Source organism: Mycobacterium sp. PSTR-4-N, assembly GCF_022348085.1.
Classification (GTDB): domain Bacteria; phylum Actinomycetota; class Actinomycetes; order Mycobacteriales; family Mycobacteriaceae; genus Mycobacterium.
In genome coordinates this window covers 145,803-156,947 of the sequence record NZ_JAKRFN010000012.1, presented here as the reverse complement: position 1 = coordinate 156,947, position 11,145 = coordinate 145,803, and the positions used below count along the sequence as shown (strand labels likewise).

Genomic DNA, 11,145 nt, shown 5'->3' with positions numbered 1-11,145 from the left:
CTCAGCCGGACTCAGACCCGCCCGGACATGCTCCCAGAACGTCGGCATCCGCGACCACAACGGGACTCGACCCATCGCAACACTCCTCAATCACACGGGGTGTTGCATCGATCGCTTGAATCCGCCCGGCGTGTCGCGGATGACACCGCACACCCGGCGACTGGTCAGGCGGCTCGCAGCGACGACGGGATCAGTGGCTCGTCGAGCAGCGTGGTGAACCGCTGGGTCAGCGTGACACCGTCGGGCCGGTCGTCGAGCCATCCCCGTAGCAGGCGGTACCCCTCGACATAGGTCGACGTGTAGGCCCGCCACAGCGGAGACGACAGGAACCGCAGCATCTGGCGGGCACGCTCGTCGTCGACCATAAGCCAGCGCTTCAGGAACGCCACGACGTCGTCGACGTCGCGGTGCTCGTCGTGCAGCATCAGCGCGGCGTCCTGGCGGACGTCGGCCAGCGCGGCCGTCGCCTCGGAGATCGTCTCGGCCCGCGTGCCGTCGAACCGCAGACCCAGATCGGCGTAGATCTCGGCGGCCCAACTCCCCCAGCCCGGCCCGACGGCCGCGTACAGCGCGAGGTCGGCGAGACCCTCAGCCATCAGGCACTGCGGCGTGTTGACCAGGAAGATCGTCTGCTCCGCCTGACCCTTGCCCGCGACCAGCCCGGCCTCTTTGCGGCAGTGCTCGGTGTGGTGGCCCGGATACGACTCGTGGGCGACCAGGCGCGGCAGGTTGGCCATCTGCTGCTTGAGGTCGGCGTTGACGGCGACGGTGGAGCGGTAGTCGCCGAGGTAGTAGTTGAAGCCCGACCACGGCTTGTCGGTCACCACCTCGTAGGTGATGGTCTCGCGCTCCGGCAGCGGAAACGTCGCACGCACGCGGTCACGCAGGGCGCTGGAGAACGCGTGGATGGCCTCCTCGAGGCGCGCGGGCGGAATCTCCTCGGCCGCACGGTGGGCGGCGATCCGGTCGGCCAGCGGACCGGTGCCGCCGAGTGCGTCGTCGAGCTTGGCGTGCGCCTCGCGGTAGCGCTCCGGATCTCCCTTGCCGATGCGCACGTCGAAGTACGCCTCGACCTCGTCGACGAACCCCACCTTCTCCCCCGCGAAGGTGCGGGCCGCGCACTCGAGGGCGCGCAGATGCGCACCGACGAACGCGGCACGATCGTCGTCGAGACCTGCGGGCAGTTCGCCCAGCAACCGCCGCGCATCGCGGGCGAGGTCGGCGGGATCGGGTGCCGGCTCGCCGGCCACCGCGCGGCGCAACGCGGGGTCGCCGGTGAACGAGTCGACATAGCCGTCTTCGATGCGGTCGAAGCGCAGCCCCAACAACAGGTAGTCGCGTACCAGGGACTCAGAACCAGTACCGGCGTCCATGGCCACCACGCTAACTGCAAGACTGTGCCCATGGCTCGGCTGAGCGAACCCAGCCCCTACGTGGAGTTCGACCGACGTCAGTGGCGGGCACTGCGGATGTCGACACCGCTGAAGCTGACCGAGGACGAACTGGTCAGGTTGCGGGGCATCGGCGAGAAGATCGACCTGCTGGAGGTCGAAGAGGTCTACCTCCCGCTGGCCCGGTTGATCCACCTGCAGGTGGCGGCGCGCCAAGCGCTGTTCGCCACCACCGCCGACTTCCTCGGGGAACCGCAGCAGAATCCGGACCGGCCGGTGCCGTTCGTCATCGGGGTGGCCGGCAGCGTGGCGGTGGGCAAGTCGACCACCGCGCGCGTGCTGCAGGCGCTACTCGCCCGCTGGGAACATCACCCGCGGGTGGACCTGGTCACCACCGACGGCTTCCTCTACCCCAACGCCGAGCTCTCCCGCCGAAACCTGATGCATCGCAAAGGTTTTCCCGAGTCCTACGACCGGCGGGCGCTGATGCGGTTCGTCACCGCGGTCAAATCGGGCGCCGACGCGGCCTGCGCCCCGGTGTACTCGCATCTGCTCTACGACATCGTGCCGAGCGAGAAGCAGATCATCGCGCACCCGGACATCCTCATCCTGGAGGGTCTCAACGTCCTGCAGACCGGACCCGCCCTGATGGTGTCGGACCTCTTCGACTTCTCGGTCTACGTCGACGCCCGCATCGAGGACATCGAGGAGTGGTACATCTCGCGATTCCTGTCGATGCGGGCCGGCGCATTCGCCGACCCGGCCTCGCACTTCCACCACTACTCCACGCTGACCGACGAGCAGGCCGTGTTCGCCGCCCGCGACATCTGGCATTCGATCAACCGGCCCAACCTGATCGACAACATCCTGCCGACCCGGCCGCGCGCCACGCTGGTGTTGCGCAAGGACTCCGACCACTCCATCAACCGTCTGCGCCTGCGCAAGCTCTAACGGCGAGCGGAGATCCGGCGCACGCCCTGGAACTGCAGTTCGGCCATCACCAGCGTGTAGACACCCGTCCCGAGGACCAGCGCCACCCCGGTGGTGGTCAGCGGCCACACCCCGGCCAGCACGACGATCACGGTGGCCACGCTGAACAGCAGGTTGCCGACGGCCAGGACCACACCGGCGGTACGAATGCGCGGCCGTGATGCGAACACCAGCACCGCGAGAGCGAACACGACGAACGACGCACCCGTCACGTACTCGATCGTGGGTGTCGTACCGGATATCCGGGCGACTGTGGGAGCGAGCGCCAGCAGCGCGACTCCGGTGAGGCCGCTGCAGACGGCGTCGGCGCGCATCGCGAAGCGCAGCAGCGAGTCGCTGGACGTGCCCAGTCGGGACGAGATGGTTGCGGTCATGGTGTGTTTCCTTTCTCCGGTGGTCGACCGGTACCGGAGCCGACGCCGTAACCTCTTCCGACGGCGGCTCCGGTCCCAGCCATGAGAGGGTCACGCCAGGTGGCGCACCCCGAGGTACTGCAGCCACGACAGACCGATCGTGGCGGCGGTGAACGTCAGCACGAGCGCGGTCCCGGTGCCCGTCAGCGCCGGCGCGCCGGTCACCACAGCGGCGATCACCGCGGCCACGAACAGCGCGTTGCCCGTCAAGACCGCCATGCCCACTCGCCGGATGCTCGCCAGCCGTGCCGCGCTGTAGAGCAGAGCGCCGTAGGCGACCAGCGCGGCGCCGGCGAGCCATCCGACCGTCGCGCTCACCCCGGCCAGCCGGCCCAGCGGATCGGCGGCCATCGCGACGAACAGACCGAACCCGCCGCACAGCGTGGCGTCGGCGCGTAGAGCGACGCGCAGCAGCTGGTCGTCGCGGCGGGTGGGCCGGGTGACGCGGTGACTGATGGCGGTCATGGCACCCACGGTGCGCAGATGTCGGTGCCAGATCGACACCGAACGCTGCCAACTACTGCCAGCCGCAGGTCAGCGCACGTCGACCAGGCTGCTCTTGAGGTCGGCGGCGATGACGCGCGCGGCGGCGTTCTGCCAGTTGTGCAGCGAACGCTGCGGTACCTCGGTGGCCAGCCACTGCCACGCGCGGCGCGCGACCGGGTCCAGGCCGGCGGCAGTCGCGTTCTGGGCGTAGGCGCGGACGCCGACGACGTAGGGGAAGTACAGCGCGTTGTAGTGCCGCCACGCCTCGGTGGTGCCGAAATCGTCGCCGTCGCGGGGCTTGAGCCCGGCGATGCGTTCGGCGAGCAGAGCGCGCAGTTCGTTGGCGCGCTCCAGCGGCCGATCGGGTGCTCCGCGCCGGGCGAGCCGCTCGTCGATGATCGGCAGGGCGGTGAGCGGGCTGGCGACGAGCTTGGACAGGTCGGCGTAGTGCCCCAGCGCGCGACGGGTGACCCGCACGAACGTCTCGTCGTCCATGTCGTCGAGCGGGCCGGCCGCACGTCGGGGCAAAGCCGCCTCGGTGCTGCGCAGCGCGGCGCGTTCTTCGCTCAACGCCGGCGTCTGGGCGAATGCCAGCCGGTCCAGCAGACCGGCCAGCGGGTCGGCCAGCACGTTGACGGTGATCGCGATCGCGAGGCTGGTGAACAGCAACACGACCAGCGTGGCGCCGGGGCCCGAGACGAGTACGCCGAGCAGTACCTGGCCGCCGAACAGCACCGCGACCGCCGCGGTGCCCAACGCCGAGCGCAGCATGTCCTTGCGCAGTGCCTGGCCCTCGTCGAAGGCGTCACCGACCGCGACGGCGATCCCGAGCAGGGCGACGTCGCAACCGGTCGAGGCGAGCGCGAGCCAGCTCGGGACGAGACCGAGCGGGATGACCAGGATCGCGTTGCCGAGCGCGAAGAACAGCGTGGCGACGACGACGAAGCCGACCACGGGCCGCGGTTGGTGACGGCGCAGGATCGCGGCCAGCAGCGCGCCGAGAGCCGGGACGGAGACCGCGGCGAACAGCACCCAGTGACCGGATCGCAGCGGCCCCTCGACGTCACCGGCCATCGCCGCACCGGTGACGGCGACCACGGCGGCAGCGGCGACCAGCGCGGCCTCGCGGCCCCGGCCGCGGGTGCAGTCCCGTGGCCGCGACATCTCCAGCAGCACAGCGAACCAGGCCACCCCGGGCACCGCGACTAGATACACCTCGATCCGGCCGAGGGCGTCGACGCCCGCGCCTGTGCGCACCGCGTCGAGTGCGACCACGGCGGCGAAACCGGTCAGACCGACCGCGGCGAGCACCAGCATGGGTTTGCGGGGATCGCGGGCCAGCAGGTAGAGGCCCAGCCACCAGCTCAGCGCGAACACCGCAGCGGACAGGCCGAGCATCACGCGCTCCTAGCGGCCGTAGCGTCGGTGCCGGGCGCTGTAGTCGCGCAGCGCCCGCAGGAAGTCGACACGGCGGAACTCCGGCCAATACGCCTCGGTGAACCACATCTCCGAATAGGCGCTCTGCCACAGCAGAAACCCCGAGAGCCGTTGCTCCCCCGAGGTCCGGATCACCAGATCGGGGTCGGGTTGGCCTGAGGTGTACAGGTTCTCGGAGATCGCTTCGGCGGTCACGGCCTCGATCAGGCGGTCCCCGGTGGCGCCGTTGGCCAGCTCCTTGCTCAGCAGCGCGCGCACCGCGTCGACGATCTCCTGCCGGCCGCCGTAGCCGACGGCGACGTTGACATGGAATCTGCCGCTGTTGCCGTCGGTCGACTGCACCGCTTCACGCAACCGGCGGGCGGGTTCCTGGCCGATCAGCTCGAGATCGCCGACGGTGCGCACACTCCACTGATTGGCGGGCGCGCAGATCTCTTCGACGACGTCGGTGATGATGTCGATCAGCGCGGCCAGTTCGTCGGCGTCGCGCTGCAGGTTCTCGGTGGACAGCAGATAGACCGTGGCCATCTCGATGCCCGCGTCGGCGCACCAGCGCAACATCTCCGCGATCCGCTCGGCACCGGCGCGGTAGCCGTAGGCGACGTCGTCGTGACCGAGTTCACGGGCCCAGCGGCGGTTCCCGTCGCACAGCACCGCGATGTGGCGCGGGAGCTCGGATTTCTGCCGGGACAACCCTTGGCGCAGCCGCATCTCGTAGAGCCGGTAGGCCGGTTCCTTGAGCCGCCGCGGAATGAGGTCCACGATGGTCCAGACTACTGTGGCCGGTGGATTGTCCACGTCAGTCAGCGGAGGTGAAATGCCGACATCTCTGGAGCCTTGGTACACCGCCGACACCCCGGGAGAGCCCGAGGATCTGCCGGAGGCCGTCGCAGGAGGCGTCGCCCAGTTCCTGGGCAAGCCGCGGCTCCGGGGATGGATTCACGTCTACTCGGCGGTGATCGCCGTCATCTGCGGCGCCACGCTGGTGGCGGTGTCGTGGTCAGTGCAGTCGACACAGGCCGGCCTGGCGACGCTGGTCTACACGCTGACGATCGTCGCGATGTTCACCGTCAGCGGGACCTACCACCGCGTGAACTGGACCTCGAAGACCGCGCGAACCTGGATGAAGCGTGCCGACCATTCGATGATCTTCGTGTTCATCGCCGGCAGCTACACGCCGTTCGCGGTGCTCGCGCTGCCCACCGACAGCGGCCGGGTGCTCCTGTGGATCGTCTGGGGCGGTGCGCTCGCCGGGGTGCTGCTCAAGATGTTCTGGCCGTCGGCGCCGCGGTGGGTGGGCACCCCGCTGTACATCCTGTTGGGCTGGGTGGCGGCGTGGTTCATCGGGCCGATCCTGCAGGGCGCCGGGGTGGCTGCGGTGGTGCTGCTGATCGTCGGCGGCGCGCTCTACAGCATCGGTGGCGTGCTGTATGCGCTGAAATGGCCGAACCCGTGGCCGACGACGTTCGGCCATCACGAGTTCTTCCACGCCTGCACGGCGGTCGCGGCGATCTGCCACTACATCGCGATGTGGTTCGCCGTCTTCTCCGGCTGACACACCCCTACAGCGCGGTGATGTTCTCCTGGCCCCAGTAGGCCTTCATCGAGGTGATCAATCCGTCGCCGTCGAACGTCATCACCTCGATCGGCTCGATGCGCATCGCCCCGCCGACGTTGATCGCGAACACGAATGCGGCCTCGTGCCCGCCCGCCCGGAACATCAACAGCTCCGTGGTGATGTCGTGGTCGCCTTCCATGCCCTTGTAGAACCCGGCGATCGCCCGCCGTCCGATGTGCACCTCGCCGCCGCCCACCGGATCTTCCAGCGTCGCGTCCTCGGCGTAGAGCGCGGCGACGTTCTCAGCGTTGCCTGCGCCGACCGTGTCGAGGTAGCGCTGAACGAAACCTTGCAAGACCTCGGGCTCGAAGCTCATGAGCGGCAACGCTACACGGGCGGCCTCAGCGCGGCAGCGAGATCGTCCGCTGTACGGACGGGCAGATCACACACCCGTCCGCGGCACACGTAGGCCGCGTCCTCGGGGCCGTCGATGCCATCCACCCGCGGCCGGTCGCGTAGCAGTTCCGACGCACCGGTGGGCCCGCCGACGACGATCGCCCCGCCGGGGGCCAAGCCGCGCGCGGCGCTCAGCAGATCCGAGGTCGCCGGATCGTCGCACGCCACCGCGATCTGGATCGGGCCGCGCACCGCGGCTTCGGCGACCGCCAGCCAGTGCCCGGCCGAACGGGGCGCACGCACCAACAGCGGGGCGGCGGCCGAGAGCGTGGCCGCGAAGGCCTCTGCGTAGCGGCTCGCCCAATCCGTCGGGGCGAGGTGGGCCGCCAGCATGAGCGCCTCCGCCATGGAGGCGGCTCCCGACGGCGTGGCTCCGTCGAACGGGTCGGCGGGGCGCATCAGCAGCGGCTCGGCATCGTCGGCGACGTCGTAGAAGCGGCCCGGACGGTCGGGATCGGCGAAGTGCTCCAGCGCGAGGTCGAGCAGCTCGATGGCAGTGTCGAGCCAGCGCCGCTCGCCGCGCACCTGGTGCAGTGTGAGCAGACCGGTGGCCACCGCAGCGTGGTCCTCGAGGATCGCCGCGCCGGCCCCTACGACGCCGCCGAGGCTGGTGCGGCGCAGCCGCCCATCGCGTAGGTGCAAATCCAGCAGCGTCGCCGCGCACGCAGCCGCCGCGTCGACGAACTCGGGGTCGGCCAGCGCAACGCCGGCCTCGCACAGTGCCGTGATCGCCAGGCCGTTCCACGCGGTGACGACCTTGTCGTCGCGTTCCGGTTGCGGACGCGCCGCGCGCACGGCGCGCAGCGTCGCCCGCACGGCATCGAGCCGCGCCGCGTCCGAGGGGTCGGCGCGCAGCTGCAGCACCGATGCGCCGCCCTCGAAGGTGCCGGCCTCGGTCACTCCGAAAACCGTTGCGGCCCAATCAGCGTCGTCACCCAGCGCGTCGCGCAACTGCGCGGGGGTCCACACATAGGTCGATCCCTCGCGTCCCGCGGCGTCGGCGTCCAGCGAGGAGACGAACAGCTGATGGTCGCGCAGGTCGTCGAGCAAGAACCTGGCGGTCTGGCGAGTCACTCTGCGCGCCAAGGGGTCACCGGACAGCCGCGCCCAGTGCGCATAGACCCGCAGCAGGAGGGCGTTGTCGTGGAGCATCTTCTCGAAATGCGGCACCACCCACGCCTCGTCGACGCTGTAGCGGGCGAACCCACCGGTCAGCTGATCGACGAGGCCGCCGCGTGCCATCGCCTCGCATGTTCGGACCACTGCCGCCAACGCCGAGCTCGCGCCAGTGCGTTCGTGATGGCGCAGCAACCCTTCCAGCAGGGCCGACGGCGGGAACTTCGGGGCTGCGCCGAATCCGCCGTACACCGTATCCTCGTCGGCCAGCACCGCCTCGACCGCACTGTCGCACGACGCAGCCGTCACCGGGCCACCTCCCGGCAGGCCCTCGGACATCGACTGCAGTTCGCCGGCGATGTGCTCCGACGCCTGCTCCACCTCGGCGCGGCGGGTCCGCCAGGTCTCCTCGACTGCCGAGAGCAGTTGCAGGAACGTCGCTTTCGGGTAGTAGGTGCCGCAGAAGAACGGCCGGCCGCCGGGGGTGAGGAAGCAGGTCATCGGCCAGCCACCCTGCCCGGTCAGCGCGACCGTGGCGGCCATGTAGACCGCGTCGAGGTCGGGGCGCTCCTCGCGGTCCACCTTGATGCAGACGAAACCGGCGTTGGCCACCGCGGCCACGTCGGGATCGGCGAACGATTCGTGGGCCATCACGTGGCACCAGTGGCACGCGGCGTATCCGATGGACAGCAGGATGGGCACATCGCGGGCCGCGGCCTCGGCAAGCGCCTCCGCACCCCACTGTTGCCAGTGCACCGGGTTGTCGGCGTGCTGGCGCAGATAGGGGCTCAGCGCGGCCCCGAGGGTGTTACGTCCCGGCGTCGGGCTCACGACGCGCCGCGGGATCCGCCGGGTTGCCCGCCGCCAGGTCGGGATCGGCATCGGGCGCGCCGGTGCCCGTGCCTGTGCCGTCGGCGGCCGTGGTGGTATCGGTGTCGAACGAGGCCGGCACCTTCTTCAGGTGCCGATTCATCGACCACACGAGTCCGAACACGGCGATCAGCAGCAGCACGATCACGATGAGTCCGAACGGGCTCGCTTTCCCGAAGTCGGGTCCGCTCTGCTGCGGGGGGTTCTGGGCCAGGATGTCGACGGCCAGGGCGGTCACCATGACATTCAGCTCCGCTCCTCGATACCGGTGAACAGGTCGGTCTCGGGCAGCGACACCGGGACGCGGGAGCGGGCCAGCTCGAATTCCTCGGTCGGCCACAGCCGCTGCTGCCACTCCATCGGGGTGGTGAAGAAGAAGCTCTTCGGGTCGATCTGGGTGGCGTGCGCGAGCAGCGCCTCGTCGCGCTGGGCGAAGTACTTCGCGCATTCGATGCGCGTGGTGACGCGTTTGGCCAGCAGGTCCTCGTCCGGATCCCAGCTCTCCAGCCACTTCGCGAACGGACCCTCCTGGCCGTTCTCGGCGAACTCGTCCTGCAGCACCTGCATGCGCTGCCGGAGGAAATTGTGGTTGTAGTAGAGCTTGTGCGTCGCCCACGGCTCGCCGGCGTCGGGATAGAGGAGGTGGTCGGCGGCCGCCTCGTAGGCCGCCACGGACACCTTGTGGCACATGATGTGGTCGGGGTGCGGGTAGCCCCCGTTCTCGTCGTAGGTGGTCATGACGTGCGGCTTGAAGTCGCGGATCACCCGCACGAGCGCCTCGGTGGGCACTTCGAGCGGTTCCAGCGCGAAGCAGCCTTCGGGCAGCGGGGGCAGGGGGTCACCCTCGGGCAGGCCGGAGTCGGTGAAGCCCAGCCAGTGATGCTCGACGCCGAGGATCGCGGCCGCCTTGGCCATCTCTTCGCGGCGTATCTCAGCCATCCGGCCGTGCACCTCAGGCCGATCCATCGCCGGGTTCAGGATGTCGCCGCGCTCACCACCGGTCAGCGTCACCACCATCACCCGCACGCCCTCGTCGACGTAGCGGGCCATCGTCGCGGCGCCCTTGCTCGACTCGTCGTCGGGGTGCGCGTGCACGGCCATCAACCGCAGTTCGCTCAACGGATTCCTCTTAGCTGCTCACCTGCATGGACACTCACGGTCGGGTTCAACAACACCGACACGTCCTATAGTTCCAGTCCAGTACACGTATCCGAACGACGGGCATGCAAAACGAGATGATCGACCGCCCCGCGCAGCGCTACGGCGCCCCGCAGCGCAGTCGGCGTACCCGTCGCCGGCTCGTCATCGGCCTGTTCGTCGCGGTAGTCGTGCTCGGCGTCGCGATCGCCGCGGTGGCCTTCAATCGGCTGGGCTCGCCCGAGGTCAAGGGCGAACTGGGCGGTTACCGCGTCGTCGACGACCACACGGTCGAGGTGACGGCCAGCATCACCCGCGACGACCCGTCTGCGCCGGTGGTGTGCATCGTGCGGGCCCGGTCCTATGACGGTGACGAAGTGGGTCGCCGGGAGCTGCTGGTGGCACCGTCGAACGCGGAGACCGTGCAAGTCAGGACGACGGTGACGACGTCTCGGCCGGCGGTGGTCGGCGACGTCTACGGGTGCGGCACCGACGTGCCGCCGTACCTGGTCAGCGGGTAGGCCGGCGCCTGTCGAGGCGTTCGTCGGGCACTGCGCAACCAACCGCGGACTGCGAAAACGTGAAAAGCGGATTGCCGCCCGGTGCTATGCTCGTCGAGTACACGGTTCCTGCTGGGGCCGTGTATTGCTGCATTTGAGCGCCGTTACGACGACGGTGGATGCGGCAATACACGCTGATAAACGCTTGCGACCTCAGCACCGCCCCGGCACCGTGCCTGAGAACTTTTCACGCGAGAAGCGCTGAAAGCGACGACGACAGGAGCGCGCCGACATGACTGACACCCAGGTCACCTGGCTGACCGAAGAGGCGTTCGACCGACTGAAGGCCGAACTCGACCAGCTGATCGCCAACCGCCCCGTCATCGCGGCCGAGATCAACGACCGCCGCGAAGAGGGCGACCTGCGAGAGAACGGCGGCTACCACGCCGCTCGCGAGGAGCAGGGCCAGCAGGAGGCCCGGATCCGCCAGCTGCAGGAGCTCCTCAACAGCGCCAAGGTGGGCGAGGCACCGAAGCAATCCGGTGTCGCGCTGCCCGGTTCGGTGGTCAAGGTCTACTACGACGACGACGAGAGCGACACCGAGACGTTCCTGATCGCCACCCGTCAGGAGGGCGTCACCGACGGCAAGCTCGAGGTGTACTCGCCGAACTCACCGCTGGGCGGCGCTCTGCTCGACGCCAAGGTGGGCGAGACGCGGACCTACACGGTGCCCAACGGCAACACGGTGAAGGTCACACTCGTCTCCGCGGAGCCCTACCACGGCTGACCGG

The 11,145-nt window shown here is 69.4% G+C and carries 13 protein-coding genes; 4 read left to right on the top strand and 9 right to left on the bottom strand.

The window, feature by feature from the left end; genetic code table 11:
• Positions 1–164: 164 nt before the first annotated feature.
• Positions 165–1,373 carry a DUF885 domain-containing protein gene (locus MHN84_RS17525; RefSeq protein WP_241205781.1) on the bottom strand — a complete coding sequence of 403 codons (1,209 nt, stop codon included), beginning with the start codon at positions 1,371–1,373 and terminating at the stop codon, positions 165–167.
• A 30-nt stretch (positions 1,374–1,403) separates the two neighbouring features.
• Here MHN84_RS17525 and coaA point away from each other — a divergent pair, with 30 nt between their 5' ends.
• Positions 1,404–2,342, top strand: a complete 939-nt coding sequence (coaA, locus tag MHN84_RS17520; protein ID WP_241205780.1) for a type I pantothenate kinase — start codon at positions 1,404–1,406, stop codon at positions 2,340–2,342.
• On the opposite strand, the gene MHN84_RS17515 is transcribed toward coaA, so the two are convergent.
• From MHN84_RS17515 to MHN84_RS17500, 4 genes are all read right to left on the bottom strand, one after another.
• Entirely contained in the window at positions 2,339–2,755 is a 417-nt protein-coding gene (locus MHN84_RS17515; RefSeq protein WP_241205779.1) for a hypothetical protein, read from the bottom strand. The genes coaA and MHN84_RS17515 overlap by 4 nt on opposite strands.
• Positions 2,756–2,845: 90 nt before the next feature.
• Positions 2,846–3,259 (bottom strand): hypothetical protein, encoded by a 414-nt coding sequence (locus tag MHN84_RS17510; RefSeq protein ID WP_241205778.1) that lies wholly within the window; start codon positions 3,257–3,259, stop codon positions 2,846–2,848.
• A 69-nt stretch (positions 3,260–3,328) separates the two neighbouring features.
• Positions 3,329–4,678: a hypothetical protein gene (locus MHN84_RS17505; protein WP_241205777.1), complete on the bottom strand. Its 1,350-nt coding sequence runs from the start codon at positions 4,676–4,678 to the stop codon at positions 3,329–3,331.
• Positions 4,679–4,687: 9 nt separating this feature from the next.
• The gene (locus MHN84_RS17500; protein WP_241205776.1) at positions 4,688–5,479 is read right to left on the bottom strand and encodes a (2Z,6E)-farnesyl diphosphate synthase; all 792 of its coding nucleotides are present in this window, start codon (positions 5,477–5,479) and stop codon (positions 4,688–4,690) included.
• Between the two features lie 55 nt (positions 5,480–5,534).
• Here MHN84_RS17500 and MHN84_RS17495 point away from each other — a divergent pair, with 55 nt between their 5' ends.
• A complete protein-coding gene (locus tag MHN84_RS17495) occupies positions 5,535–6,272 on the top strand; it encodes a hemolysin III family protein (protein WP_241205775.1) in 738 nt (245 codons plus the stop codon).
• Between the two features lie 7 nt (positions 6,273–6,279).
• Here MHN84_RS17495 and MHN84_RS17490 read toward each other — a convergent pair whose 3' ends face one another.
• The 4 genes from MHN84_RS17490 to mca are packed head-to-tail and all read right to left on the bottom strand — an operon-like array spanning position 6,280 to position 9,836.
• On the bottom strand, positions 6,280–6,651 hold the full coding sequence (locus MHN84_RS17490; RefSeq protein WP_241205774.1) for a nuclear transport factor 2 family protein: 372 nt from the start codon (positions 6,649–6,651) through the stop codon (positions 6,280–6,282).
• Positions 6,652–6,662: 11 nt separating this feature from the next.
• Complete coding sequence (locus MHN84_RS17485; RefSeq protein WP_241205773.1) at positions 6,663–8,729, bottom strand: thioredoxin domain-containing protein; 2,067 nt, start codon at positions 8,727–8,729, stop codon at positions 6,663–6,665.
• On the bottom strand, positions 8,656–8,958 hold the full coding sequence (locus MHN84_RS17480) for a hypothetical protein (protein WP_241205772.1): 303 nt from the start codon (positions 8,956–8,958) through the stop codon (positions 8,656–8,658). Before MHN84_RS17480 ends, MHN84_RS17485 begins: the two co-directional genes overlap by 74 nt.
• A 5-nt stretch (positions 8,959–8,963) precedes the next feature.
• A complete protein-coding gene (mca, locus tag MHN84_RS17475; protein WP_241205771.1) occupies positions 8,964–9,836 on the bottom strand; it encodes a mycothiol conjugate amidase Mca in 873 nt (290 codons plus the stop codon).
• A gap of 104 nt (positions 9,837–9,940) precedes the next feature.
• On the opposite strand from mca, the gene MHN84_RS17470 reads away from it, so the two are divergent.
• Both MHN84_RS17470 and greA read left to right on the top strand, forming a co-directional pair.
• Positions 9,941–10,375 carry a DUF4307 domain-containing protein gene (locus MHN84_RS17470; protein ID WP_241205770.1) on the top strand — a complete coding sequence of 145 codons (435 nt, stop codon included), beginning with the start codon at positions 9,941–9,943 and terminating at the stop codon, positions 10,373–10,375.
• A gap of 271 nt (positions 10,376–10,646) precedes the next feature.
• The gene (greA, locus tag MHN84_RS17465) at positions 10,647–11,141 is read left to right on the top strand and encodes a transcription elongation factor GreA (RefSeq protein WP_241205769.1); all 495 of its coding nucleotides are present in this window, start codon (positions 10,647–10,649) and stop codon (positions 11,139–11,141) included.
• The last annotated feature ends 4 nt before the right edge of the window (positions 11,142–11,145 follow it).